Genomic DNA, 23646 nt, shown 5'->3' on the forward strand with positions numbered 1-23646 from the left:
GGTGAGGCGGTACGGGGGGGTGGGGCGGTACGTGCGGTGAGGCCAGCCGGCGTCGCGGGCGCGGGACGTGCCGGTGGCCCACGCCGTGACAGCGCGTGGGCCACCGGCAGGGCACCACGGCCCCGAGGGGACCGCGATCGTCCGGAACCTCTGTCGTCCGGGCGGCCGGGGCGGTACTCAGGAACCGCTGCCGCCGCCCGCGCCCGCGTCTTCGTCGTCGCGCTCGCCCTCCGCCTGGGAGGGTGTCGTCTGCGGCTCGGGAACCGCGTCTCCGGACGCCTCGCGGGTGTCGACCTCTTCCGGCTCCTCCGGTTCGCCCTCGGCCTGGGACGGGGTGGTGTGCTCGTTGTGCTCGTTCATGGTGGTCACCTCTCCTGACGTGTGGCGGCCCGCTCACTCCTCGGTGGTCCGCTGGGTCCAGGTCCAGGCGTACTGCAGCCAGTCCGCCAGCGTGACGGCGCCCAGGCCCGCGCAGACCAGGCGGGTGGCCCTGGGCGTCCAGGCGTAGGCCGCGACCAGGCCGCCCGCCACCCACACGGACGAGCAGAACGGGCAGGACACCAGGTCGCCGACGGCCCGCCGCACCCCGTCGCCCCGGGGCTCGTCCATGACCTCCGCGCCCAGGGCGTGGCCCTTGCGGCGGGTGAACGGCGCCCGGACGAAACTGGTGATCTTGTCTCTGGTGAGCAGCCGGGACGCCTTGTAGGTGGCCGCGCCCAGCAGGACCACGTCCCACGGCGGCACCTGGTCGGGCAGCCGCACCCCCTGCCGCCGCGCCACGCCGGCGAGCACGGCGGCAGCGGCCGTGAACGTACCGGCGAGCACGGCGTAGCCGCCGAGCGGCACGTCCTCCTCGCCGTCGCTCCGCTCCTCGTACCGCTCGGCATCAGCGGTCATGGCACCTCCTGGGACGGTCCGGGTCTCCACGGGCGCCCGAGTTCCCTCCCCCGAAGGCGGCACACGCCCGCCGACCGTCCTCCCGGACGGCGCCGTCGGGGGCGGGACGCACCACCGGGCCGCGCCCCCGGTCGCGGGGCGCACGGGCCACCCACCCGGCCCGCGGCACGGACCGGGCCCTGCAAGCGGCCCGCGGGGGGAGGCTCACTGGACCGCGCCCCTGCCCCAATGGGTCACACCAGGCCGTGCACGCGGCCCGTGAGGGAACACCGGCCCGCGCCCCGATCCCTGGACACGCCGAACCGCGCCCCCAACCTATGAGGCGTACTGGGCCATGCCCCGGCCCGTGGGGGCGCACCGGACCACGCCCCCTCGGGGCTCACCGGACCGCGCCCCGCTCCACGGGGCGCACCAGACCGCACCCCCGCCCCGCCCCCGCCCCCGCCGGCCGGAAGCGCCCCGTGGTCGTCCGGTTTGTGTCGGCGGGCAGCGGGAAGCCGGGGCGCAGGAGCCGCTCGGTGGAGGGAGACCGCATGCCCTCGCGTACGACGACCACGGCCGCGCCGCCGTCCGACGAGCGGCCGTGAGGACGACCGGGCCGGGTGCCACCGGCCCCCGGGAGCGGCTGGGCAACGGTCTCTTCGCCCGCGTCGCCGGGCCGGACGGTCCGCGCAACCGCGCCCTGATCCACGGCACGCCCGGCCCCCGCTGGTTCGGTCCGGAGCGTCCCGTGCGCCGGGTGCACGCCGACGCGTCGATGTTCATCGGCGGGCTCTCCGCCCTGCTGCTTCAGTCGCTGCACCCGCTCGCCATGGCGGCCGTGGCCGCCCACTCCGGCTTCCGCGGCGACCCGTGGGGCCGGCTCCAGCGCACGAGCACCTTCCTGGCCACGACGACGTACGGCACCGCCGGGCACGCGCAGCAGGCCTGCGACCAGGTCAGGGCGGTCCACGCACGCATCCACGGGGTGACCGCGGACGGAGAGGCCTACCGTGCCTCGGACCCGCACCTGCTGGGCTGGGTCCACGTCGCCGAGATCGACAGCTTCCTCCGGGCCCACCAGCGCTACGGCCGGCACCCCCTGTCGGACGCCGAGTGCGACGGCTACGTGGCGGACACGGCCCGGATCGCGCAGGCGCTCGGGGTCCCCGACCCGCCGCGCACCCGCGACGAACTGGCCGCGCGGCTGGCGTCGTACCGCCCGGAGCTCAGGGCCACCGCGGCGGCCCTGGACACCACGCGTTTCCTGCTGCTGAGCCCGCCCGTCCCGCTCGCCGCGCGCCTGCCCTACGGCGTACTGGCCGCCAACGCCGTGTCGCTGCTGCCCGGCTGGGCCGCCGACGAACTGCGCCTGCCGCGGCTGCCGTTGGTGGACGCCCTCTGCGTACGGCCCCTCGGGACCGCCGTCACGGTGGCGATCCGCTGGGCCCTGGCACCGGCCCGGCGCGCGCCGGTCGTGCCGCCGGGCACCCCGTGACCGCGAGGGTGCGCCGCCGCCCGAGTACACCTGCTCGCTCCCCCGTGCCCGGGCACCCGCCGGGACGGTGGGCGGGGAACCCGGGCGGACGGACGGACGTTCCCCGTCGGGGCGGGGCGACGGGCCCGCCCGCCGGTGGACGGAGCGGGGGAGACACGATGAGCGAGAAGGCCCGGAAGCTGTTCGAGGCGCTCGACCTCAACAGGGACGGGACGCTGACCCGCGAAGAGGTCATCACCGCCCTGCGGACGAAGGGCCCGTCGCTGGCCGCGTCGGGCGATCTGCCGTTCTGGGGGGTGGGGGACGGCGACGCCTCCTCGGCGCTGTTCGACGCCGCCGACCAGAACGGGGACGCGGTGCTGACCCTGGAGGAGTTCGCGGCGGTCGTGGACCGGCGTTTCGGCTGGCGCTGACAGGGCCGGCGCGGGAGCGGGCGGTCGGCGGGACGCCCGCCAGACAGTCGGTGGGCGGTCGCCGGGCGGTCGGCGGAGGGGTCCGCTACCGGCCGTTCGGCCGGGCCTCGGCCCGCGTGGTGGGGGCCGCCCGGTGGTGCGACGCTTGAGGCAGGGGGTCCGAGGAGGGCGACCGGGAGGGCCGATGGGACGGGACGTCCCGGCGATGGTCTTCACCCGCGAGGACCGCCGCCGGTACCGGATCAAGATGCAGGGGTGCCTCGACGCGTTCGCCCAGATGCTGCGCGAGGCACGGTTCGAGTCCGAACGGCCCCAGGTGGGGCTGGAGATCGAGCTGAACCTGGTGAACGGGGACGCCGAGCCGGCGATGCGCAACAGCGATGTGCTGGAGGCGATCGCGGACCCCGCCTGGTCGACCGAGCTGGGCCGGTTCAACCTCGAGATCAACGTTCCGCCGCGCCGGCTGACGGAGGGCGGGCCCGACGCGTGGGAGTCCGAGATCCGCGCGGCGCTGAACCACGCCGACCAGCGCGCCCGGTCGGTCGGCGCCCATCTGATCATGATCGGCATCCTGCCCACCCTGCGGCAGGAGGACATCGGTGAGGACTCGTTGTCCGAGAACCCGCGCTACCGCCTGCTCAACGACCAGGTGTTCGCGGCCCGGGGCGAGGACCTGCGCATCGAGGTGGACGGCGTCGACCGGCTGCGGACCTACGCGGACACGATCACTCCCGAAGCCGCCTGCACCAGTACCCAGTTCCACCTCCAGGTCTCCCCGGAGGAGTTCCCCGGCTACTGGAACGCGGCGCAGGCGATCGCCGGGATCCAGGTGGCGCTGGCGGCCAACTCGCCCTTCCTGTTCGGCAAGGAGCTGTGGCACGAGACGCGGATCCCGCTGTTCGAGCAGGCGACCGACACCCGCCCGCAGGAGATCAAGGTCCAGGGGGTCCGGCCCCGGGTGTGGTTCGGGGAGCGGTGGATCAACAGCGTCTTCGACCTGTTCGAGGAGAACCTGCGCTACTTCCCGGCGCTGCTGCCCCTGTGCGACGAGCAGGACCCCCAGCAGACCCTGGACCAGGGCGACGTCCCCGAACTCGCCGAGCTCACCCTGCACAACGGCACCATCTACCGCTGGAACCGCCCGGTCTACGCCATCGCCCACGACACCCCGCACCTGCGGGTGGAGAACCGGGTGCTGCCCGCCGGACCGACCGTCGCCGACACCCTCGCCAACGGCGCCTTCTACTACGGCCTCACCCGCGCCCTGGTGGAGGAGGAGCGGCCGGTGTGGTCGCGGATGTCCTTCTCGGCCGCCGCGGACAACCTGCACACGGCGGCCCGTCAGGGCATCGAGGCACGGCTGTACTGGCCCGGGATGGGCGAGGTGCCGGTGCCCGAGCTGGTCCTGCGGCGGCTGCTGCCGCTGGCGCACCGCGGGCTGGAGCACTCCGGCATGGACGACGCCTGGCGGGAGCCGCTGCTCGGCATCATCGAGCAGCGGTGCGTCACCGGCCGCAACGGGGCGCTGTGGCAGAAGGAGATGTTCCGTCACCTGTCCGCCGCCGCGCGCCCCGGACGCCACGAGGCGCTGCGCAGGATGACGCAGCTCTACATCGACTACATGCACCTCAACGCCCCCGTGCACACCTGGCCGGTCGACTGAGCCCCGGTCGCCCGCAACCGGACCGGCCCGAGCCGGTGTCTCAGTCCGCGTGTCCCGGCGGTCCGGCACGGCGGACCGGCGGCCTGCCGCGGCTGGGGGGACGGCGATGAGCGCATGGGCGGTACCGGGGTACTCCGAATCGTGCGAGCTCGGCTCCGGCGCGGGCGGCCGCGTGGTCTCGGCCGTGCACGACCGGACCGGTGTGCCGGTCGCCGTGAAGTACCTCGGCGAGTCGCTGCGGACGCGCCCCGACTTCGTGCGCGGCTTCCGCACGGAGGCGGAACTCCTCGGCGGGCTGCACAGTCCGTACGTGGCCGGTCTCTACGAGTACGTCGAGGCGGCCGAGGGCGCGGCCATCGTGATGGAGCTGGTGGACGGCGTCTCCCTGCGGACCGTGCTCGTCCGGGAGGGTGCCCTGTCGCCCGAGACCGCGCTGGTCGTCCTCAAGGGCTCCCTGCTGGGTCTGGCCGACGCGCACCGGGTCGGTGTGGTGCACCGGGACTACAAGCCGGAGAACGTCCTGGTCTCCCCGGAGGGGCTGTCCAAGCTCGTCGACTTCGGTATCGCCGTGGAGACGGGCCTGCGGGCGGGTGTCTCCGGGACCCCCGCCTACATGGCGCCGGAGCAGTGGACCGGCGCGCCGGCCTCGCCCGCCACCGACGTGTACGCCGCGACCGCCACCTTCGTCGAGTGCCTGACGGGCCACAAGCCGTTCTCCGGCGGCAACCTGGCCGAGCTGGCGCTCCAGCACGTGCGGGGCGCCGTGCCCGTCGAGGACGTGCCCGAGGCGGTGCGCCCGCTGGTCCGGCGGGGGCTCGCCAAGTCGGCGGCGGACCGTCCCCGGGACGCGGCGTCGTTCGTCGCGGACCTGGAGGCGGTGGCCGTCGCGTCGTACGGCGGGGACTGGGAGGAGCGCGGGCGCGGGCGTCTGGCCGCCGTCGTGGCGCTGCTGCTGTTCCTGCTGCCGTCCGCCCGGGAGGCGCCCCGCTCCACCGCCGACACGGCCCGTACGGTGCTCGGCGGGGACGCGTCCCGGGGCCGGCTCCGTCCGTGGCGGCCGACGTGGCCGGGGGTCGCGGTGTCGGCGGCCGCCGCGCTCCTCGCGGTGCTGCTGGCCGAGGACATCGGCCAGGGCGGTGTGGTGGGTGCCGGGCCGGCGGCACGGGCCGTGGCCACCACGAGCGCCACTCCGGACGCCGGCGGAGGCCCCGGCGCGGGCTCGGTGCCGTCGAGCCCGGCGCCCTCGCCCCCGTCGTCGGCCGGGACCGCTCCCCCGGCCTCCGCCGGCCCGTCGTCCGACGCCCCCGGCCCCTCCCCGGAGCCCGCCGTCTCCTCGGCGTCTCCGTCCCCGGCGGCACCCGGCACCGGGACGACGACCGGGGCGCCCACGACGCCCGGCTCCCCGACCGCCACGACGGGCACCTCCGCCCCGCCCTCGTCACCCGCGCCGCCCGCGGTCGAGGACATCGCGGTCTCCGACTTCCGGCAGACGGGTCCCACCACGGCGACGGCGACGATCACCGTCTCCACGGACGGTCCCGGGCCGGTCTCCGTGACGGTCGGCTGGTTCACGGCGGACACCGGCGGTCAGCCGGGCGCCGCCGACGGGCAGACCACGACGGTGCGGCGCGACGGCGCCATGCGCTACACGCTCACCGTCGACCACGTCTTCCAGGGCACCGGCTGCTACTGGACCGTCCGGGCCACGAGCAGCCCCGCCTCCGCCGACGGCGGCGCCACCCAGCAGCTCCCGACACGGCAATGCGAGATCCGATGACCACACCACCCCACGACCCGCCCCACGACCCCCGAGCCACACCCACGCCCGCACCCGCACCCGCACCCGCACCCGCACCCGCACCCGCACCCGCACCCGGCGCCATGCCCATGGCTGCCGCCGCCGACGACGACGGCTACAGCGCCACCGTGCTGGCCGGCCACTGGTTCCAAGGGCCAGGACCGGACACAGAGACCCGCACGGGGATCCACACAGAGACCCGCACGGGGATCCACACGGGGACCCCCACGGGGACCCCCACGGCGGCGCCGACGCCGCGGGCCGGTCCGACGGCGCCCGGGGACGCCGACCGGACCCTCCTGCGCTTCGGCCCGGGGGTGACCGCCGCCCTGGCCCGTCACCCGCGGGCGGCGCCTCCCGCGACGCCGCTCCCGCCGCCCGCACCGCCGGGCCGGCGCCTGCGCCGCCACGCCCTGCCCGCTCTCGTCCTGGCCGCCGCCCTGGCCTTCGTGTTCTGGCGGCAGCACTCGGCGGGTCCCGTCGCCGTGCGCGAGGTGACGGTGTCGGTGGCCCGGCAGGACACGGGCTGCGACGGGACCGCCGACGTCGTCGCGGTCGTCCGCACGGACGGCGGGCCCGGCACGTTCTCCTACCGGTGGGTGCGCAACGACGGCACGGCCTCGGACCTGCTCCACGCCACCGTCACCGGCGGCCCCCGGCACACCCGGCTGCACCTGCTCTGGGCCTTCGCGGGGCAGGGCCGCTTCACCGCCGCGGCGGAGTTGCGCGTCCTGTCCCCCGTCCGGCGCGCGGCCGAGGTCCGGTTCTCCTACGACTGCCCCTGACGGCGCTCGTACGACCGCCTCCCCGGCCGCCTCCGACCGCCCCGGCCGCCTCCGGCCGCTCCCCGGCCGCCCGTCGGCCGGTCAGGCGATGCCCCCGTTGGCGAACAGGACCTGGCCGTTGACCCAGCGTCCCGGGCCGGCCAGGAAGGCGACGGTCTCGGCGATGTCCTCCGGCCGGCCGAGGCGCTCCAGCGGGGGCTGCGCGGCGAGGCGGTCGACGGCCTCCTGGTCCTTGCCCTCCAGGAAGAGGGGCGTCGCCGTGGGCCCGGGCGCGACGGCGTTCACGGTGATGTCGCGGCCGCGCATCTCGCGGGCGAGCACCATCGTCATGGCCTCGACGGCGCCCTTGGTCGCGGCGTAGGCCGCGTAGGCGGGGAAGGCGAGCCGGGTCACCGAGGTGGAGAAGGTGACGACGGCGCCGCCGTCGCGGACCCGGCGGGCCGCCTGCTGGGTGACGACGAACGTGCCGCGGATGTTGGTCCGGGACATCCGGTCGAAGGTGTCGAGATCGAACTCGGCGACCTGCCCCAGCAGCATGACGCCCGCGGTGTGGACCACGACGTCGATCCCGCCGAAGGCCTTCTCCACCTGGTCGAAGGCCTCGTTCATGGCGGTCTCGTCGGCGACGTCGCCGGTGACCGCGACCGCCCGGCCGCCGCTCCGCTCGATCGCGGCGACGGTCTCCTCGGCGGCGGTCCGGTTGCCCGCGTAGTGCACCCCGACGGCCATGCCGTCGGCGGCCAGACGGTGGGCCACGGCGCGGCCGATGCCGCCGGAGGCCCCGGTGACGAGTGCGACTCGGGTGGTGTCGGACATGGTGCTGCCTCGCATTCTTATGGACGTTCCGTCCATATAACCACTTTGTGAACGCGACGTCCATATGTAGGGTGGAGAAACGGTCCTCACCACCACAGCAGGAGGACCGCACGCTCACCACGGGAAGGCCGACACATGCCGGAGCGGACGGGACGACGGACGGAGCCACTGGAGCGAACCGAGTCCCCGCAGCGGACGGAGTCCCCGCAGCGGGCGGAGCGGGAGGACGCCCCGCGGGTCCGGCGCGGCCGGGGCCGGCGCCCGGCCGCCGAGGTGCGGGCCGCCACCCTGGACGCGGCCGGGACCCTGCTCCTGCGCGCGGGCATGGGCGCCTTCACGATCGAGGCGGTCGCCGCGGAGGCCGGCGTCAGCAAGACGACGATCTACAAGTGGTGGCCCTCCAAGGGGGCGCTCGCCCTCGACGGCTACTTCCACGCGGTGGAGTCCGCGCTGACGTTCCCGGACACCGGGGACATCGAGGCCGATCTGACGGCGCAGCTCCGCGCGTTCGTCCACGTCGTCACCGGGACGCCCGCCGGGCAGGTGATCGCCGAGCTCATCGGGCAGGCGCAGACCGACCCCGACCTGTCCGCCGCCCTGCTGGAGCGCTACTCCGGCCCGCGCCGCGAGCTGGCGGTCCGCACGATAGGCAGGGCGCAGTCACGGGGCCAGGTGCGCGCGGACGTCGATCCCGAGGTCCTGGTCGACCAGCTCTGGGGCGCCTGCTACCACCGGCTGCTGATGCCCAGCCTGCCGGTGACGGAGGAGTTCGCCGTGCACCTGGTGGCCAACCTCATGCGGGGCGTACGCGCCTGAGCGGCCGGCTCCCGAGAGGGGGCCGCCGCCGTCACCGTCCCCGTCACAGGATCTCCTGCTCCGCCCAGATGATCTTTCCCTCGGCCGTGTACCGGGCGCCCCACCGATGGGCGAGCTGCGCCACCAGGAACAGGCCGCGGCCCCCCTCGTCCGTGCTGCGGGCGTGCCTCAGGCGCGGGGCGGTGCTGCTGGCGTCGGCGACCTCGCAGGTCAGGTGCCCGTCGCGGAGCAGGCGCAGCCGTATGGGGGGTGCGGCGTGGCGGATGGCGTTGGTGACCAGCTCGCTCACGACGAGCTCCGTCGTCATGGCCAGCTCGTCCAGCCCCCAGGCCGCCACCTGACGGGTGGCGCAGGCCCGGACGTCGCCGACGGCGGCCGGGTCCACGGGCACGTCCCAGCAGGCGATCCGGTCGGTGCCCAGCGCGTGGGTGCGGGCCAGGAGCAGGGCGATGTCGTCGGGCTGCGGCCGGGGCACGAGGTGCCGCACCGCGGTGGAGCACAGGCCGCCGAGGTCGGTGTCGGAGCGGGCCAGCACCTCGCCGAGCCGGGCCAGGCCCCGCTCGACGTCGCCGTCGCTCCCCCGCACGAGCCCGTCCGTGTACAGGCCGATCAGGCTGTTCTCGGCGAGTTCGATCTCGCCGGCCTCGAACGCCATCCCGCCCAGCCCCAGGGGAGGGCCGGCCGGAAGCTCCGGGAACGACACCCGCCCGTCGGGGGCGACGACGACGGGCGGCGGGTGTCCGGCCCGGGCCATCGTGCACCGCCGGGTGACGGGGTCGTAGACGGCGTACAGACAGGTCGCCCCGAGGAAGGCGACCGTGGTGTTCCGGGCCGTCTCGTCGTCGGTGCGCTCCGCGCTCAGCCGGAGCACGAGGTCGTCGAGGTGGGCCAGGAGTTCGTCGGGGGGCAGCTCCATGTCGGCGAGGGTCTGCACCGCGGTGCGCAGCCGGCCCATGGTCGCCGCGGCGGTGATGCCGTGGCCCACGACGTCGCCGACGACCAGGCCCACCCGCGCCCCGGACAGGGGGATCACGTCGAACCAGTCGCCGCCCACCCCGCCCGTCGCGTCCGCCGGGAGGTACGAGGAGGCCACCTCCAGCGCGGTGCCACCCGACAGGGCGTGGGGCAGCAGGCTGCGCTGGAGGGTGACCGCCGCCGAGTGTTCCCGGGTGTAGCGGCGGGCGTTGTCGACGCACAGGGCCGCCCGCGCCACCAGGTCCTGCGCCAGCAACAAGTCGTCGGGCCGGAACGACACCGGGTTGAGCGACCGTATGAACGTGGTGAGGCCCAGGACGGTGTTCCGTGCCCGCATCGGTACGGAGATGAGGGAGTGCAGACCGAACTCCCGGATGGTCGCCGCCCGTTCGGGCTGCTCGGTGACCCACAGGTCGTCGGACGCGTCGAGGACGGGCAGCAGGAGCGGCTCGCCGTGGACGAGGAAGTCCGCGTCGTACGGCGGGGGGAGGAAGCCCGCCCGCTCACCGACCCGGGCCACGGCCTCCGGGCAGCCCTCGCGCACCGAGCGCATTCCGGCGCGGAGCAGTACCGGCCGGGCGGGGGCCGGTCCGGCGTCCATCAGCCACGCGCCGTGCCCCTCGGTGCTCAGGACCGCCTCCAGCAGGTCGACGACGACGAAGTCGGCGAAGCGGGGAACGGAGAAGTCGGCGAGTTCCTGGGCGGTGCGCAGCACGTCCAGGGTCGTGCCGACGCTGGTGCCGGCCTCGTTGACCAGGGACAGCAGCCGGCGGGCGCTCCACCGCTCGGTGACGTCCAGGACGAGGTAGCAGACACCGGTGACGGTCTCGTCGGCGTCCACCAGGGGGAAGAAGGACATGGAGTAGGCGTGCCGGCGGTGCGGGTCGGCCCAGCTCCACCCGACGAACTCGTGATCGGGGATCGGGGCCTTGGTCCGCAGGACCGTGCGCATGAGTTCTTCGAGGGCGTCGGTCCGCAGCCCGGGCAGGAGGTCGCTCAGCCGGCGTCCCAGACGCTGTTCGCGGGGCACTCCGCCGATGCTTCCAGGGTGTCGTTCACCCATACGAAGCGCAGGTCCCGGTCCATCACCGCCATGCCGACCGGGGAGCGGGTCAGGAAGCCGTCGAGCACGGACCGGCCCACCGTCCACTCCTGCCGCTGCGGGCGCGCCGAGAGCAGGAAGCACTCGTCGTCGCCGATCCGGAAGGACGCGGAGACCCGCAGGTCCACGTCGACGGAGCGGCCGTCGCGGTGCCGCAGGGGGAGCCTGCCGCTCCAGCCCTGTCCGGCGCGGCACCGCTGCGCGACCGCGGCCACCCGGGCCGGGTCGCCGGGCATCGCCACCAGGCGGGCCGCGGATCCGCCGACGGTCTCGGACGCCGGGTGGCCGAGGAGTTCCTCGGCGGCCGGGGTCCAGCCCACCACCCGGCCGTCCGCGGACACCACCGCCGCCGCGTCGGTGGACGCGTCGAGGAGGTCGCGCGGTGCCGCGGGCGCCGGCCCGCCGGAATCCTGGGGCGCAGGTTCCACGGGTGCCGTCCGGTCCGTGCGGGTGCCGTCCTCCACACGACCATGTTCCTGCGTGTCCGGCCGATGTGCACGGTTCCGGCCGGGTACGGACCTCCCGGCGAAGCCTCGCGTTTGGGGACGCCGCCCGTGGGAGGCAGCATGGAGGTACCGGTGGTCGGCACCCGGGCGGGCGCCGATACCGGAGGAGGTCGCTCCGTCCCGCCGAGCGGTGGAGGTCGATGCCGGATGACAGCCGACGACTCCCTCCCGCTGGACGGGGACGCGTACCGTCCGGAGGGGCCCGCGTCCACCGGTCTGCTGGACGTGCTGAGCGTGGCCGCGATGGTCCTCGACACCGAGGGCCGCATCGTGTTCTGGACTCCGCAGGCGGAGGAACTGATCGGCTACAGCGCCGAGGAGGCGCTCGGCCAGTACGCGGCCCGGCTGATCATCCACCCCGAGCATCTGAAGGCCGTGGTGAAGCTGTTCACGGAGGTGCTGGAGACGGGCCGGAGCTGGGCCGGTGCCTTCCCCGTCCGGCACAAGGACGGCAGCAGCCGTCTGATGGAGTTCCGCAACATGCGGCTCCAGGACGATCTCGGTGACGTGTACGCCCTGGGCATCGCGGCCGACCACTCCCTGCTCCAGCGGGTGGAGACCGATCTGGCGCTGTGCGAGCGGCTGATCGACCAGTCCCCGATCGGGCTGGCGCTGCTCGACCCCGACCTGCGGTACCTGCTGGTCAACCCGGCGCTGGAGCGCATCGACGGCATCCCCGCCGAGGAGCACGTCGGCCGTCTGCTCCGGGAGACGCTGCCGCTGTCCGACGTCCAGACCATCGAGTCGGCGCTGCGGCAGGTCCTCACCACCGGCATGCCGCTCCTCGACCAGTACCACGTGGGCCGTCCCCCGACCGACCCGGACCAGGAGCACGCCTGGTCGCTGTCGTTCTACCGGCTGGAGGACCCCGGCGGGCGGGTCCTGGGCGCGGCCCTGTCGGTCGTCGACGTCACGGAACGGCACCGCGCGGCCGCCGAGGCCGACCGGGCCCGGCGCCGCCTCGCGCTCATCGCCGACGCCTCCGCTCGCGTCGGCACCACGCTGGAGGTGGAGGAGACCGCCCGCGAACTGGCCGACATCGCGGTGCCCCAGCTCGCCGACGTGGCCGCCGTGGACGTCCTCGACTCGGCCCTGGCCTGCCGGCGCGCGCGCCGTCCGGACAACGGCCCCGAGCTCTTCCGCGCCCTCGCGCTCAAGGCGGACCAGCCGACGGTGGCCCTGCGCGCCGCCGACCCTCCCGGCGACCTGACGGCCTACGACGGCGACCGTCTGGTCACCCTGTGCGTCCACACCGGCCGGCCGGTCCTGGTGCGCCACGTCGGCGAGCGGGACCTGCCGCGCATCGCCCGGGACGCCGAGGCCGGTTCCCTGCTGGCCCGCGCCGGTGTCCACTCGTACCTGGTCGTGCCGTTGACCGCCCATGGCGAGGTGCTCGGCGCCCTCGATCTCAAGCGCACCCGCAATCCGCTGCCGTTCGACGAGGACGACGTCGTGCTCGCCGCCGAGCTGGCCGGGCGTGCCGCCGTGGCGATCGACAACGCCCGCTGGTTCCAGAGCGTGCGCAACACCTCCCTCACCCTCCAGCGCAGCCTGCTGCCCGACCATGCGCCCCGGCACACCGGTCTGGAGCTCGCCTCCCGCTATCAGCCCGCGCAGGCCACCAGCGAGGTCGGCGGCGACTGGTACGACGTGATCCCCCTGACCGGCGACAAGACCGCGCTGGTCGTCGGGGACGTCATGGGCAACGGCATCGACGCCGCCGCCACGATGGGCCGGCTGCGGACCGCCACCTGCGCCTACGCCGACCTCGACCTCGCTCCGGCCTCCGTGCTCCAGCACCTGGACAAGATCACCTGTGATCTGGAGCACTACATCGTCACCTGCCTGTACGCGGTGTTCGATCCGCGCACCCGGGAGTGCCGCGTCGCCAACGCCGGCCACATGCCGCCCGCGCTGTCCGGGCCCGGCCGTGAACCCCGGCTGCTCGACCTGCCCTCCGGCGCCCCGCTGGGCGTCGGAGGCATCGCCTTCGAGACGACGACGGTCGTCCTCGACCCCGGCGATCTGCTGGTCCTCTACACCGACGGCCTCGTCGAGACCCGCAGCCATCCCCTCGACGACCGCCTCGACACGCTGCTCGGGTTCCTCGACGAACCGCACCGGCGGCTGGAGGAGACCTGCGACCTCCTGCTCTACGGCCTGCGCCACCCCGACGACCACGACGACGTCGCCCTGCTCGTCGCCCGGGCCCTGTGATCCGGCCACGCCTCGTGATCCGGGCGCACTCGGCGATCCAGCCGCAGTCGGTGAACCGGCCGCGCTCGGTGAACCGGCCGCACTCGGTGAACCGGGTGCCGGGGACGCGGCGCCGCTCGTCGTGCGCCGCGGGCCGGGTCCACCGGGAGCGGCCGTCAGGCTCTGTAGGGGGCCGGGGGGAAGGACGGAGGGCCCGGTGTGATGACACGTGCCAGATCGCGGTGGATCCGCTCGGCGTCGCGGCGCACCTGGTCGGGCACGTCACCCCGTTCGGTGATGAGGCGGGCGTAGATCGGGGTCTCCTGGAACATGGCCGGTGACTTCCTCACGGTGCGGGAACGGTGTCCGTGGTCCGGCCCCGGTCGCCGCACCTGCGGTGGCGGCGGCACCGGACCACCCCCTACACCTTAAAGATCTCCACTGACACCCGGTGCCCCGGCTACCTCCGCTGGGCGGCGAGGCGGACCGGGGCGTTGGCGGCGCCGTAGCCGCCGTAGCCGCCGGTGCGCTGTACGAGTTCGAGGAAGACGTGGCCGACGGTCGCGGTGTAGCAGTGCCGGAACTCGCCGCCCCGCTCGTCGCGGTCGTACAGGATGCCGAGGTCGCGGTACGTCTCCAGTTCGTCCGCGGGGAGCTCGTACCGTGCCTGGAGGTCGTCGTAGTAGTTCGCCGGGATCCGCAGGAGTTCGGCGCCCTCCTCCCGGACGCGGCGCGCCGTCGTCACGATGTCCTCGACGGCGAAGGCGACGTGCTGGGGGCGGCTTCCGCTCGCGTCGTCGGGGCCGGGCGCGAGGTTGAGGACGATCCTGGGTCCGCCGTGCGGGGCGGTCAGGGCGCGGCTGCGGAAGAGGCCGTAGGGGTCGGCGAGGTCGACGCTGTCGTGCGGTCGCAGGCCCAGGACGGCGCGGTGGAAGAGGACCGCCTCGTCGAAGTGGTGCCAGGGCTGGGTGAGGGCGAGGTGGTCGATGCCGGTGATGCCGCCGGCCGGGCTCGGGGCGTCGTGGAGCGGCTCGAAGTCGTCGGTCCAGCTGGGCAGTCCGGGCCGGTCGGTCGCGCAGTGGAGCAGTTCGGTGCCGTCCGGTGCGGCGATGGCCTCCAGGGGGACGTCGTGGACCGCGCGCCGCTTGGGGAGCGCGGGCGCGAGGAGGGCCTCGGCACGCCGTGCCGCGGCCGCCGGGTCGGGGGTCTCCAGTCCGATGGCCGCGAGGGTGGTTCCCGAGCGGCGCGTCGAGGTGCCGGTGTTCACCAGGACGCGGGCGGCGCCCTGCTGCCACAGCTCGACGGGTTTGCCGCGGTGGCGGCCGGTGCGGGCGAAGCCGAGCGCGGTGAGCAGCGTGCCGACGGGCTCGGGGTCGCCGGTGGCCAGCTCCGCGAAGGCCACTCCCGAGGGGACGACGGGGGCGGGCAGGGGGGAGACGCCGGCGTTCTCCTCCAGGGCGAGCAGCGACCGCAGTCCGTCCACCGCGGTGCGGCCCGCGTCGGCCTGGCGGAAGACGTCGTTGAAGACCTCCAGGGAGAGCGGGCCGTCGTAGCCGGCGTTCAGGACGTGGCGGACGAGACCGGTGACGTCGAAGCCGCCCTGGCCGGGGAAGCAGCGGTAGTGGCGGCTCCACTGGAGGACGTCCATCGCCATCAGCGGGGCGTCGGCGAGTTGCAGGAAGAAGATCTTCTCGCCGGGGATGTCCTCGATGCCCCGGGGGTCGGAGCCCCGGGAGAGGATGTGGAAGCTGTCCAGGCACACGCCGAGTGCGGGGTGGTCGGCCTGTTCGACGATGCGCCAGGCGTGGTCGTACGTGCTGACGTGCCGTCCCCAGGCGAGCGCCTCGTAGGCGACGCGGATGCCGTGGTCCTGGGCGAGGTCGGCGAGCCGGGCGAGCTGCCGGGCGGCCAGGGAGTCGTCGGCGAGGGTCTGCGGGGAGACGTTGGAGCAGACCAGGACGGTGTCGGCGCCGAGCCTGCGCATCAGGTCGAACTTGTGCCGGGCGCGTCGCAGGTTGCGGTCGAAGAGTTCCTCGGGGACGCCCTCGATGTCACGCATCGGCTGGTAGAGGTCGATGCTCAGGCCGAGGTCGGCGCAGCGGGCGCGGATCTCCTCGGGGCTGAGGGGGGCGGCGACCAGGTCGTTCTCGAAGATCTCGACCCCGTCGAAGCCGGCCCGTGCGGCGGCCGTGAGCTTCTCGGTGAGCGTGCCGCTGAGGCAGACGGTGGCGATCGACTTACGCATGCGTCCTCCCGACGCTGGTCCGGGTCCGGCCGACGCTGGTCCGGGTCCGGTCCGCGCGTCCGGCCGGGCCGGCGCTCGCCCCGCGTCCGGGCGCCGCCGGCCCGGCCGTCGTCGTGAGAACTGCTGCTGTCACTGGAACTCCAAGCTGACCACTAGGTGGATCGACAGGTCCACTGTACGGTCACAGTAGAGGAGGGTGGGGCACCGGACAAGGAAGCGCCGCCCGCGACGGACCTCCGCCGGTCAGCGTCCAGGCGGCACCGACACCCCTGCCCTCCCCTTGCCCACCGGCCTGGCGCCGCTCTGGCAAGGGTGACGTCCTACCGCCGCGCTCCATCCGCGGAGCGGACCACGAAGACCGGCACACGGCACCCGGGAGGGGGTGGAGGCCGCCTTCCCGGATCCCGGTACGGCGCCCGCGTCGTTGCGGTTACCGTGGTCCGCAGAGCGGACTGCCGTTGTGGCCGACGGGGGTCCGCGACGGGCGGCACGAAGCAGGGAGACGACGGGTGGACGGCGGCGAGACGGCGCGGGCCGAGGACGAACGGGAGCAGCCGGGCACCGGCGTGCGCAGTGTGCGCCGGGCCGTCGACATCCTCAACCTGCTGAGGGAGGACCGGCCGGTCGTCACCCTGCGCGAGATCACGGAGGCCACGGGGCTGGCGAAGACCACCGCGCTGCGCCTGGTGCAGACCCTGGAGGAGACCGGGCTGCTCGGCTCGCACCCCTCCGGTTACACGGCGGGCCCCGGGCTGTGGCGCTGGGCCTACCTCGCCCGCGGCCGGTGGGAGGTGCCGCGGGAGACCCGCAAGGTGATGCGCGACCTCGCCGACCGGCTCGGCGAGACCGTGAACATCTTCGTCGCCCGGGACGTCCAGCGCGTCTGCGTCGCGCACGAGGAGAGCCCCCACCCCCTGCGCCACGTCGTCGACGTCGGCGACGAACAGCCGCTGTGGGCGGGCGCCTCCTCCAAGGTCCTGCTGCGCGACGCCTCCGACGCCGTCCTGCGCCGGGTCGCCCTCGCCTCACCGTACGGCGAGGCGCACACCGACCGGCTGCGCGCCGGGGCCGCCGAGACGGCCCAGCGCGGCTACGCCGTCAGCAGCAGCGAGTTCGACGAGGGGCTCACCGCCGTCGCCGTGCCGGTCACCGGCCGCTCGGGGGCGGTCGTCGCCTCCCTCTCCGTGAGCGGGCCCAGCCACCGCTTCCCGTACGAGGCCGTGGAGCGCTTCGCCGCCGAACTCGCCGGAGCCGCCCGCCTCATCTCCGCCCAGGGCTTCAGCCACCCGCTGAGCAGCGGTCACTGACCCCGGCACGGAGCTTCCTCCGACCGCCGGCGCGACGCGCGGCGCAGGAAGCGGATCACCGGACGGCCGTGCGCGGTGGTGACCTCGGCGCGGACGCCGTACACCTCCTCGATCAGCTCCGCGGTCAGGACGTCGCCCGGGGTCCCCTCGGCGACGGCGCGTCCCTCCCGGAGCACCAGCAGCCGGTCGCCGTACATGGCGGCGAGGTTGAGGTCGTGCAGGGCGATCACGGTGGTGACCGGGAGACCGGCGACGAGGTCCAGCAGGTCGAGCTGGTGCTGGATGTCGAGGTGGTTGGTCGGCTCGTCGAGCAGCAGTTCGCGGGGTTCCTGGGCGAGGGCGCGGGCGATCTGGGCGCGCTGGCGTTCGCCGCCGGACAGGGTGTGCCAGGACTGGGCGGCCCGGTCGGCCAGGCCCGTGCGCTCCAGTGCCTCGGTGACGGCCCGCGCGTCCGCCGCCGTGGCGGCCGTCCAGGCCCGGCGGTGGGGGATGCGGCCGAGGGCGACGACGTCGCGGACGGTCAGCTCGGTCTGGGTGTGGGCGTGCTGCTCGACGGTGGCGACACGGCGGGCGGTGGCGCGACGGCCCACCTGCGCCAGGGGCCGCCCGTCCAGGGTGACGACGCCGGCCGTGGGAGCGAGGACGCCGGCGAGCAGCCGCAGCAGGGTCGACTTGCCCGACCCGTTGGGGCCGATGAGGCCCACCGTCTCGCCGGGGCGGAGGGCGAGGGTCAGGCCGTCGAGGATGAGCCGGCCGTCGGCACGACGGGTGACACGGCTCGCGCGGAGCCCGGCCGCCGTGTCCGCCGTGTGCACCGTGTGCGCCGTGTGCGCCGTATCAGCCCTGTCCGCCACGGTCCCTGCGTCCGCCCCGCTCCCGGCTCCGGCTCGGGCTCCGGCTCCGGCTCGGGCTCCGGCTCCGGCTCCGGCTCCGGCTCCGGCGTGAGTGTCCTTCACGCCTTCCTCCTCCCGCGGTGGAGCACTGCCACGAAGACGGGGACGCCGATCAGGGACGTCACGACGCCCACGGGCACCTCCTGCGGGTCGAGGACGGTACGGGCGGCGGTGTCCACCCAGACCAGGAAGACGGCCCCGGCCAGTGCGGTGACCGGGAGCAGGCGGGCGTGGCCGGAGCCGGTGAGGGCGCGCGTCACGTGCGGGAGGACCAGGCCGACGAAGCCGATCGCCCCGGCGCAGCTGACCAGGACGGCCGTGAGCAGCGCGGTCGCGCACAGCAGGACCAGCCGGGCGCGGCCGACGCGCACGCCGAGCGAGGCCGCGGCCTCCTCCCCGAAGGCGAACGCGTCCAGGGTGCGGGCGTGTCCGAGGCAGACGCCGAGCACGGCCGCCAGGACGCCCGCGCACAGCAGTACGTCGGTCCAGTCGGCGCCGGAGAGCGAGCCGAGCAGCCAGAACAGCACGCCGCGGGTCGTCTCGGCGTCGGCCGAGGTGAGCACGGTGAAGGAGGTCAGCGCGGAGAACAGCTGCATCGCCGCGACGCCGGAGAGGACGACGCGGTCGGTGCTGCCGCCGAGGCTGTGGCTCAGCAGCAGGACGAGCCCGAAGGACACCAGCGCCCCGGCGAACGCGCCCCCCGACAGGGACACCGCGCCGCCGCCCACGCCGAGCACGACCACGGCGACCGCGCCGGTGGAGGCCCCCGAGGACACCCCGAGCACGAAGGGGTCCGCGAGCGGGTTGCGCAGCAGCGACTGCATCACCGCCCCGCACAGCGCGAGTCCCGCCCCGCAGACGGCGGCGAGCATCGTGCGGGGCATGCGCAGGTTCCAGACGATGCCGTCGCGCAGCGGCGCCAGCCGGCTCTCCCCCGCCCCGAGACGGGCGGCGACCGACGCCCACACGTCCGAGGCGGAGATGTCGGCCGGGCCGATCGTCACGGCGACGGCGACCGAGGCGGCGAGGACGAGCAGGCCGCAGGCCGTCACGAGCGTGTCGCGCAGCCTCACCCGGCGAGCCCGAACGAGCGCAGTCCGGCGGCGACCTGTTCGATGCCCTCGACCGTGCGGATCGACGGGTTCATGGCCTGGCCGCTGAGCAGGATGTACCGCTTCTTCTTCACGGCGGTGAGGTTGCGGGTGGCGGCGTCGGTCTCCAGGAAGCGGATCTTGGCCTCGGCGGTCTCCGCCGTCTGCGACCTGCGGCTCAGGTCGCCCAGGACGATGACGTCGGGGTCACGGTCGGCGACCGTCTCCCAGTTGATCTGCGGCCATTCGTCGTGTGTGTCGGAGAAGGCGTTCTCCGCGCCGACGGCCCGGGTGATGGCGCCGGGGGCGCCGCAGCAGCCGGCGAGGTAGGGCGACTCGGAGTTGGCGAACCAGTACATGAGGGAGACGCCGGAGGCGTCCAGTGCGGCGGTGGCCTCGCGCACCCGTTCCTGGAGGCTCGCCACGAGCTTCTCGCCGCGCGCCTCGACGTCGAAGGCGCGGGCCAGGTCGCGTATCTCGCCGTACACGGCGTCGAGGGTGAGCGGCTCGCTGCGGGAGCCGTCGCCGCCGCTGTCGTTGTCCTTGCCCTCCGAGCAGTCGGACGGCGAGACGTAGGTGGGCACGCCCAGCTCCTCGAACTGCTCGCGCGTGGCGACGCCGCCCTTGCCGAGGGTGGAGACGAACGAGGCGGTGACGAAGTCCGGTTCGGCGTCCAGCACCTTCTCGAAGGACGGGTTGTTCTCGGCCAGCCGCGGCACGGACGCGCTGGCCTTCTCCAGTCCCTTCATCACCGGGTCGGTCCAGGTGGCGGTGCCGGCCATGCGGTCCTGGAGGCCGAGGGAGAGCAGGATCTCGGTGGTGCCCTGGTTGAGGGAGACGGCCCGCCGGGGTGCCGACTCCAGCGTGACGCGGTGCCCGCAGTCGACGATCGTGCGCGGGTAACCGGCGGTGGCCTTCTCCCCTCCTGCGGCGGATCCGCCGGAGCCTCCGCAGGCGGTGAGCAGGAGGGCGGGGGCGAGCAGGAGGGCTACGGTGCGCGGGGCGCGCGGCGGTGTGGAACGGAGCACGGGCATGCCTCGGGTGTCGGGGCTCGTACGCGGAGCCTGGCCTGCGGACGTCCGCCACGCCCTGGGGCGTGGCGGTGCCAGCAGGTCTTCGGACTCGGGTTCGTCCGCGCGGGGCGCCTTCCCGGTGCGGTGCCGCACCGGCCCGCCGGCCGGCCCGTCCCCTTCCCAGTGGCACGCGTGCCCCGCCCGTCCCCCTCACCGCTGCGCGTCAGTTCCGGATTCGCACCGGATTCCCTGGCCTCGGATGTGGCTCGACTGGCCTCGGCAGGCTATCAAGCCACCGGTACGGCCAGATCACGGCGTCGGCCGCGGGCAGGGTCCGGGAGCAGGCGTCCTCTGCGGGCACGGTCCGGGAGCAGGCGCCCGGTGCGCGGGCGGTCCGGAAGCAGGCGCCCGGTTCACGGCCAGATCACGGGCGTCGGCCACGGGCACGGGCACGGTCCGGGAGCAGGCGTCCGCTGCGGACACGGTCCGGAAGCAAGCGCCCGGTGCACAGGCAGTCCGGCGTCCGCTGCGGGCGCGGCCCCGGCACCCGGCGCGCGCGGGCGGTCCGGGACCCGGCGCGCGGGCGGTCCTGGCCCCGGCGTCCGCCGCCTGTACGGCCCGACGGCTCCTCAGGGTCGGCCGGAGATCGCGGCAGCGGCCCGGTCGATAGGGTCGCCCCATGACTGTCGCCCGTTCCGTCGCCCTGTTCGTCGTCGCCGCCCTGTTCGAGATCGGCGGGGCCTGGCTCGTCTGGCAGGGCGTCCGCGAGCACCGGGGCTGGGTCTGGGCCGGGGCGGGCGTGATCGCGCTGGGCCTGTACGGCGTCGTGGCCACCTTCCAGACCGACGAGAACTTCGGCCGCATCCTCGCCGCCTACGGCGGTGTCTTCGTCGCCGGATCGATCGCCTGGGGCATGGTCGCCGACGGCTACCGTCCCGACCGCTACGACGTCGTCGGCGCCCTGGTCTGCCTCGCCGGCATGGCCGTAATCATGTACGCGCCACGGGCGCGGTGAGCCGGCCCGCCGTCGTCGGCCGGGCGAGCCGGCGGGGGCGGTGCCGCCGCGGCTCGCGCCGGACGCACGTGTGTCACCGGCCGCCGTGGGGTCGGATGTGCGGGTGCGGGGTGACCAGGCCGCTCTGGTAGGCGATGACGACGAACTGGGCGCGGTCGCGGGCGTGGAGTCGATGCCGGGCATGAAGGACGTGCCGTCGTCGGAGGCGGCGGGTGCCGTGGCGGCGCCCGCCCCGACGGCGCAGAGCAGCACCGCCCACAACAACGTCACGAGCCGGCGCCGCCGGAAGGCGGTCCGGCCCCACCGGTAGAGCGAGGTGGCCACGGGAAACGGATCTCCAGATCTGGTGTCGGGTGGACGACCAGCCTGGCGTGGCGGGGGGCGCCGGGGCATCGTGCCGGTGCGGGCACTGTGGCCTGGTGGCAGGGCACGAGCCGGCGCGCCCGGGTCCTCCCGCAGGAGGAGGACCCGGTACTCCCCGGGGACGACGGCGGGCCCGTCAGCCGGAGAGGAAGCTCGCGAAGAAGTCGAGCGACCGGTCGACCTCCTTGAGGGAGGGGCCGCGGTTCAGGTGGCCGTGCGTCATGCCCGCCGCGAGGTACGTCCGGACCGGGACACCGCGCTCGTCCAGTTGCCGGGCGAGGAGTTCGCCGGACGGCCGGAGGTCGTCGAACTCGGAGAGGACGACACCGGTCGGGGGCAGGTCGTCCAGGTTCGCCGCCCCGGGCATCGCGTCCGCCGGCAGGTCGGTCAGGCGGCCGACGTAGTTGCGCACCATGCCCTCGATCGACTCGGTGGTGAACCGCAGGAGCGACGGCAGTTCCCGCATCGCCGCCGCCGTCTCGTCGTCCAGGGCCGGGGTCGGGAAGTGGGCGAACGGATAGGCCAGCAGCAGGGTGTCCGGGCGGGGTTCGTGCCGGTCGCGCAGCCGGATCGCCGTGGACAGGGCGAGGGCGGCGCCCGCGCTCGCGCCGCCCAGGGCGACGGGGCCGCGCACCTGGCCGGGTCCGTGGAGCCAGAGCCACGCGGCGTGCGCGTCGTCGACGGGGACGGGGTGGCGGATGCCGTCCACCGCCAGCCGGTACCCGACGGAGACCACCAGGGCCCCGGCGCGGGCGGCCAGCTCGGCGGAGACCGTGTGCGCTTCCGGCATGTCGAGATCGCCGGCCGCGAAGCCGCCGCCGTGCAGCCACAGCAGCGCGCGGCGGGGCTCGTCGCGCGGGGCGTAGACACGGACGGGCACCTCGCCGTGCGGTCCGGGGACCACGAGGTCCTCGACCGAGACGTCCGGCAGGCTCCACTCGCCGGGATCGCGGTAGTACTCCGCGAGCCGGGCGCCCGCCTCCGGGTCGGACGCGGCGCCCTCCCGGCTGAGGCCGTCGAGCAGGTGCAGCTTCCCGGCGAGGAAGGGATCTATCGGCATGGGCGCTCCCAGGGTGTCGGGTCGGTGGTGCGGGCGGCGCGCCCCGGGACGGGGGCGGTGTCGGGCGAGGACGCCGGTCCCGGGGCTCCTTGTCGGGACCAGTGTGATCGCCCGGCGGCCGTTCCCGGCAGGCGGCGCCGCCCGCCTGCCGGGAACGGGCGCCGCGGAGGTCCCTCAGAAACGCCCTGTGGCAGGCGTGAACCCTGGACCGGTGCCGTTCGTTACTCCTCGGAAGCATCCACGCACTCCACGGCACGAGGGGTTGTCCATGACGGGTCTCACGGAATCGATCGAATCGATGGAGCAACTCGCCACGGTCTGGCGCGCCTTGGTCCTCGACCGGGAACCGCGCGCGGACGTGCGGGACCTGCCGGGCGTCGCCGTGCGCTGGGCCGACTGCCGGTTCGCGTTCTGGAACTGCGTCACGCTGACCGACGTGGGGGCGGACGCGGTGCTCCTGGAGAGGCGTCTGACGCAGGCGGCGGACATCATGCGCGCGAAAAAGCACCCGGGCTTTCTGTGGCTCTTCGAGGACCTCCTCGACGGCGGGGCGCGCGCGGGCCTGGCGGAGGCGGCCGAACGGGCCGGTCTCCAGCACGCCTTCGCCGGCACCGGCATGGCCGGGAACCTGCTCCCCGTGCCCGACCCGGTCCACCCGGACCTGACGTTCGCGCGGGTGAGCACCGACGAACAGCTGCGGGCGTACGCGGACCTCAACGCGCGCGCCTACGGATTCCCGCTGGAGGACGGCCGCGACGGGCTCCTCGGCTCCGCGCTGTGGAAGACCGGCGTGCACGCCTACCTCGGCCTGCGGGACGGTGTCCCGGTGACGTGCGCCGCGACGCTGGAGGCGGAGGGACGCCTCTTCGTCGTGCTCGTCGCCACGGACCCCGCGTGGGAACGCCGGGGCTACGGCGAGGCGGTGACCCGGAAGGCGCTGCACGAAGGCGGCCGAGCGACCGGACTGACCCGCGCCACTCTGCACGCGACCGCCGCCGGGGCACCCGTGTACCCCCGCATCGGTTTCGAGCCGAACTCACCGGTGCACTTCTACGGATCGAAGAGCTGACCCTCCGTCGGTCGAGGGCCGGCTCCGTGCCCCCGGGGCGTCGCCGGTGCCGTCGCGCCCGGTATCGTGCATCGACTTCGCGGACCTGCGTTCCCGGACCGCTCCGGCGCCCCGACCGCGCCGGGGCGTGTCCCCCGACGACGGGA

At 74.8% G+C, this 23646-nt stretch carries 20 protein-coding genes, 1 pseudogene and 1 riboswitch; of the genes and pseudogenes, 11 read left to right on the plus strand and 10 right to left on the minus strand.

The genetic code is table 11. From position 1 onward, the window contains the following. Positions 1 to 177: 177 nt before the first annotated feature. Both ACFYWQ_RS14095 and ACFYWQ_RS14100 read right to left on the minus strand, forming a co-directional pair. On the minus strand, positions 178 to 360 hold the full coding sequence (locus ACFYWQ_RS14095) for a hypothetical protein (RefSeq protein WP_389516118.1): 183 nt from the start codon (positions 358 to 360) through the stop codon (positions 178 to 180). Positions 361 to 393: 33 nt separating this feature from the next. Further along, positions 394 to 897 carry a DUF1360 domain-containing protein gene (locus ACFYWQ_RS14100; protein WP_389516120.1) on the minus strand — a complete coding sequence of 168 codons (504 nt, stop codon included), beginning with the start codon at positions 895 to 897 and terminating at the stop codon, positions 394 to 396. Positions 898 to 1480: 583 nt separating this feature from the next. Here ACFYWQ_RS14100 and ACFYWQ_RS14105 point away from each other — a divergent pair. From ACFYWQ_RS14105 to ACFYWQ_RS14125, 5 genes are all read left to right on the plus strand, one after another. Further along, a complete protein-coding gene (locus ACFYWQ_RS14105; protein ID WP_389516122.1) occupies positions 1481 to 2374 on the plus strand; it encodes an oxygenase MpaB family protein in 894 nt (297 codons plus the stop codon). A 158-nt stretch (positions 2375 to 2532) separates the two neighbouring features. Then, a complete protein-coding gene (locus tag ACFYWQ_RS14110; protein ID WP_389516124.1) occupies positions 2533 to 2787 on the plus strand; it encodes an EF-hand domain-containing protein in 255 nt (84 codons plus the stop codon). Positions 2788 to 2971: 184 nt separating this feature from the next. Further along, positions 2972 to 4450 (plus strand): glutamate--cysteine ligase, encoded by a 1479-nt coding sequence (locus ACFYWQ_RS14115; RefSeq protein WP_389516126.1) that lies wholly within the window; start codon positions 2972 to 2974, stop codon positions 4448 to 4450. Between the two features lie 106 nt (positions 4451 to 4556). Next, positions 4557 to 6227: a serine/threonine-protein kinase gene (locus ACFYWQ_RS14120; protein WP_389516128.1), complete on the plus strand. Its 1671-nt coding sequence runs from the start codon at positions 4557 to 4559 to the stop codon at positions 6225 to 6227. Continuing rightward, the gene (locus tag ACFYWQ_RS14125) at positions 6224 to 7033 is read left to right on the plus strand and encodes a hypothetical protein (protein ID WP_389516129.1); all 810 of its coding nucleotides are present in this window, start codon (positions 6224 to 6226) and stop codon (positions 7031 to 7033) included. Before ACFYWQ_RS14120 ends, ACFYWQ_RS14125 begins: the two co-directional genes overlap by 4 nt. 81 nt (positions 7034 to 7114) lie before the next feature. Here the strand turns inward: ACFYWQ_RS14125 and ACFYWQ_RS14130 are convergent, their stop codons facing one another. Then, a complete protein-coding gene (locus ACFYWQ_RS14130; protein WP_389516131.1) occupies positions 7115 to 7849 on the minus strand; it encodes an SDR family oxidoreductase in 735 nt (244 codons plus the stop codon). A 135-nt stretch (positions 7850 to 7984) separates the two neighbouring features. Here ACFYWQ_RS14130 and ACFYWQ_RS14135 point away from each other — a divergent pair, with 135 nt between their 5' ends. Further along, positions 7985 to 8665, plus strand: coding sequence for a TetR/AcrR family transcriptional regulator (locus tag ACFYWQ_RS14135; RefSeq protein ID WP_389516133.1), 681 nt, complete (start codon positions 7985 to 7987; stop codon positions 8663 to 8665). Between the two features lie 43 nt (positions 8666 to 8708). Here the strand turns inward: ACFYWQ_RS14135 and ACFYWQ_RS14140 are convergent. Continuing rightward, positions 8709 to 11170 (minus strand): annotated as a pseudogene (locus ACFYWQ_RS14140) (SpoIIE family protein phosphatase). A gap of 225 nt (positions 11171 to 11395) precedes the next feature. Between ACFYWQ_RS14140 and ACFYWQ_RS14145 the strand changes: the two are divergent. Next, positions 11396 to 13465, plus strand: coding sequence for a SpoIIE family protein phosphatase (locus tag ACFYWQ_RS14145; protein WP_389516135.1), 2070 nt, complete (start codon positions 11396 to 11398; stop codon positions 13463 to 13465). Between the two features lie 155 nt (positions 13466 to 13620). Here ACFYWQ_RS14145 and ACFYWQ_RS14150 read toward each other — a convergent pair whose 3' ends face one another. Both ACFYWQ_RS14150 and ACFYWQ_RS14155 read right to left on the minus strand, forming a co-directional pair. After that, positions 13621 to 13776 (minus strand): hypothetical protein, encoded by a 156-nt coding sequence (locus tag ACFYWQ_RS14150; protein ID WP_389516137.1) that lies wholly within the window; start codon positions 13774 to 13776, stop codon positions 13621 to 13623. A gap of 128 nt (positions 13777 to 13904) precedes the next feature. Continuing rightward, positions 13905 to 15689, minus strand: a complete 1785-nt coding sequence (locus ACFYWQ_RS14155) for a bifunctional sugar phosphate isomerase/epimerase/4-hydroxyphenylpyruvate dioxygenase family protein (protein WP_389516138.1) — start codon at positions 15687 to 15689, stop codon at positions 13905 to 13907. Between the two features lie 509 nt (positions 15690 to 16198). Between ACFYWQ_RS14155 and ACFYWQ_RS14160 the strand changes: the two genes are divergently transcribed. Further along, on the plus strand, positions 16199 to 16996 hold the full coding sequence (locus ACFYWQ_RS14160) for an IclR family transcriptional regulator (protein WP_389516141.1): 798 nt from the start codon (positions 16199 to 16201) through the stop codon (positions 16994 to 16996). On the opposite strand, the gene ACFYWQ_RS14165 is transcribed toward ACFYWQ_RS14160, so the two are convergent. The 3 genes from ACFYWQ_RS14165 to ACFYWQ_RS14175 all read right to left on the minus strand — a co-directional run bounded on the left by ACFYWQ_RS14165 (position 16990) and on the right by ACFYWQ_RS14175 (position 20014). Further along, positions 16990 to 17811, minus strand: a complete 822-nt coding sequence (locus ACFYWQ_RS14165) for an ABC transporter ATP-binding protein (protein ID WP_389517383.1) — start codon at positions 17809 to 17811, stop codon at positions 16990 to 16992. The genes ACFYWQ_RS14160 and ACFYWQ_RS14165 overlap by 7 nt on opposite strands. 137 nt (positions 17812 to 17948) lie before the next feature. Continuing rightward, on the minus strand, positions 17949 to 18962 hold the full coding sequence (locus tag ACFYWQ_RS14170) for a FecCD family ABC transporter permease (protein ID WP_389516144.1): 1014 nt from the start codon (positions 18960 to 18962) through the stop codon (positions 17949 to 17951). Then, the gene (locus ACFYWQ_RS14175) at positions 18959 to 20014 is read right to left on the minus strand and encodes an ABC transporter substrate-binding protein (RefSeq protein ID WP_389516146.1); all 1056 of its coding nucleotides are present in this window, start codon (positions 20012 to 20014) and stop codon (positions 18959 to 18961) included. The genes ACFYWQ_RS14170 and ACFYWQ_RS14175 overlap by 4 nt, the downstream gene beginning before the upstream one ends. 55 nt (positions 20015 to 20069) lie before the next feature. Further along, positions 20070 to 20283: riboswitch (cobalamin riboswitch) on the minus strand. 389 nt (positions 20284 to 20672) lie between these two features. Here ACFYWQ_RS14175 and ACFYWQ_RS14180 point away from each other — a divergent pair. Next, positions 20673 to 21008, plus strand: a complete 336-nt coding sequence (locus tag ACFYWQ_RS14180) for a YnfA family protein (RefSeq protein WP_389516148.1) — start codon at positions 20673 to 20675, stop codon at positions 21006 to 21008. Between the two features lie 103 nt (positions 21009 to 21111). Then, positions 21112 to 21318, plus strand: a complete 207-nt coding sequence (locus ACFYWQ_RS14185; protein WP_389516149.1) for a hypothetical protein — start codon at positions 21112 to 21114, stop codon at positions 21316 to 21318. 189 nt (positions 21319 to 21507) lie between these two features. Here ACFYWQ_RS14185 and ACFYWQ_RS14190 read toward each other — a convergent pair whose 3' ends face one another. Beyond that, complete coding sequence (locus ACFYWQ_RS14190) at positions 21508 to 22431, minus strand: alpha/beta hydrolase fold domain-containing protein (protein ID WP_389516152.1); 924 nt, start codon at positions 22429 to 22431, stop codon at positions 21508 to 21510. Between the two features lie 268 nt (positions 22432 to 22699). On the opposite strand from ACFYWQ_RS14190, the gene ACFYWQ_RS14195 reads away from it, so the two are divergent. Further along, the gene (locus ACFYWQ_RS14195; RefSeq protein ID WP_389516155.1) at positions 22700 to 23500 is read left to right on the plus strand and encodes a GNAT family N-acetyltransferase; all 801 of its coding nucleotides are present in this window, start codon (positions 22700 to 22702) and stop codon (positions 23498 to 23500) included. Positions 23501 to 23646 lie beyond the last annotated feature (146 nt).

This window comes from Streptomyces sp. NPDC003247 (genome assembly GCF_042888135.1).
Taxonomy (GTDB): domain Bacteria; phylum Actinomycetota; class Actinomycetes; order Streptomycetales; family Streptomycetaceae; genus Streptomyces.

What these genes read in the sequence shown, in the direction of transcription:
- ACFYWQ_RS14100 (WP_389516120.1), bottom strand. Translation starts at nt 897, where the DNA reads ATGACCGCTGATGCCGAGCGGTACGAGGAGCGGAGCGACGGCGAGGAG.
- ACFYWQ_RS14175 (WP_389516146.1), bottom strand. Translation starts at nt 20,014, where the DNA reads ATGCCCGTGCTCCGTTCCACACCGCCGCGCGCCCCGCGCACCGTAGCC.
- ACFYWQ_RS14125 (WP_389516129.1), top strand. Translation starts at nt 6,224, where the DNA reads ATGACCACACCACCCCACGACCCGCCCCACGACCCCCGAGCCACACCC.
- ACFYWQ_RS14145 (WP_389516135.1), top strand. Translation starts at nt 11,396, where the DNA reads ATGACAGCCGACGACTCCCTCCCGCTGGACGGGGACGCGTACCGTCCG.
- ACFYWQ_RS14180 (WP_389516148.1), top strand. Translation starts at nt 20,673, where the DNA reads ATGACTGTCGCCCGTTCCGTCGCCCTGTTCGTCGTCGCCGCCCTGTTC.
- ACFYWQ_RS14135 (WP_389516133.1), top strand. Translation starts at nt 7,985, where the DNA reads ATGCCGGAGCGGACGGGACGACGGACGGAGCCACTGGAGCGAACCGAG.
- ACFYWQ_RS14190 (WP_389516152.1), bottom strand. Translation starts at nt 22,431, where the DNA reads ATGCCGATAGATCCCTTCCTCGCCGGGAAGCTGCACCTGCTCGACGGC.
- ACFYWQ_RS14095 (WP_389516118.1), bottom strand. Translation starts at nt 360, where the DNA reads ATGAACGAGCACAACGAGCACACCACCCCGTCCCAGGCCGAGGGCGAA.
- ACFYWQ_RS14120 (WP_389516128.1), top strand. Translation starts at nt 4,557, where the DNA reads ATGAGCGCATGGGCGGTACCGGGGTACTCCGAATCGTGCGAGCTCGGC.
- ACFYWQ_RS14110 (WP_389516124.1), top strand. Translation starts at nt 2,533, where the DNA reads ATGAGCGAGAAGGCCCGGAAGCTGTTCGAGGCGCTCGACCTCAACAGG.
- ACFYWQ_RS14195 (WP_389516155.1), top strand. Translation starts at nt 22,700, where the DNA reads ATGACGGGTCTCACGGAATCGATCGAATCGATGGAGCAACTCGCCACG.
- ACFYWQ_RS14130 (WP_389516131.1), bottom strand. Translation starts at nt 7,849, where the DNA reads ATGTCCGACACCACCCGAGTCGCACTCGTCACCGGGGCCTCCGGCGGC.
- ACFYWQ_RS14155 (WP_389516138.1), bottom strand. Translation starts at nt 15,689, where the DNA reads ATGCGTAAGTCGATCGCCACCGTCTGCCTCAGCGGCACGCTCACCGAG.
- ACFYWQ_RS14115 (WP_389516126.1), top strand. Translation starts at nt 2,972, where the DNA reads ATGGGACGGGACGTCCCGGCGATGGTCTTCACCCGCGAGGACCGCCGC.
- ACFYWQ_RS14150 (WP_389516137.1), bottom strand. Translation starts at nt 13,776, where the DNA reads ATGTTCCAGGAGACCCCGATCTACGCCCGCCTCATCACCGAACGGGGT.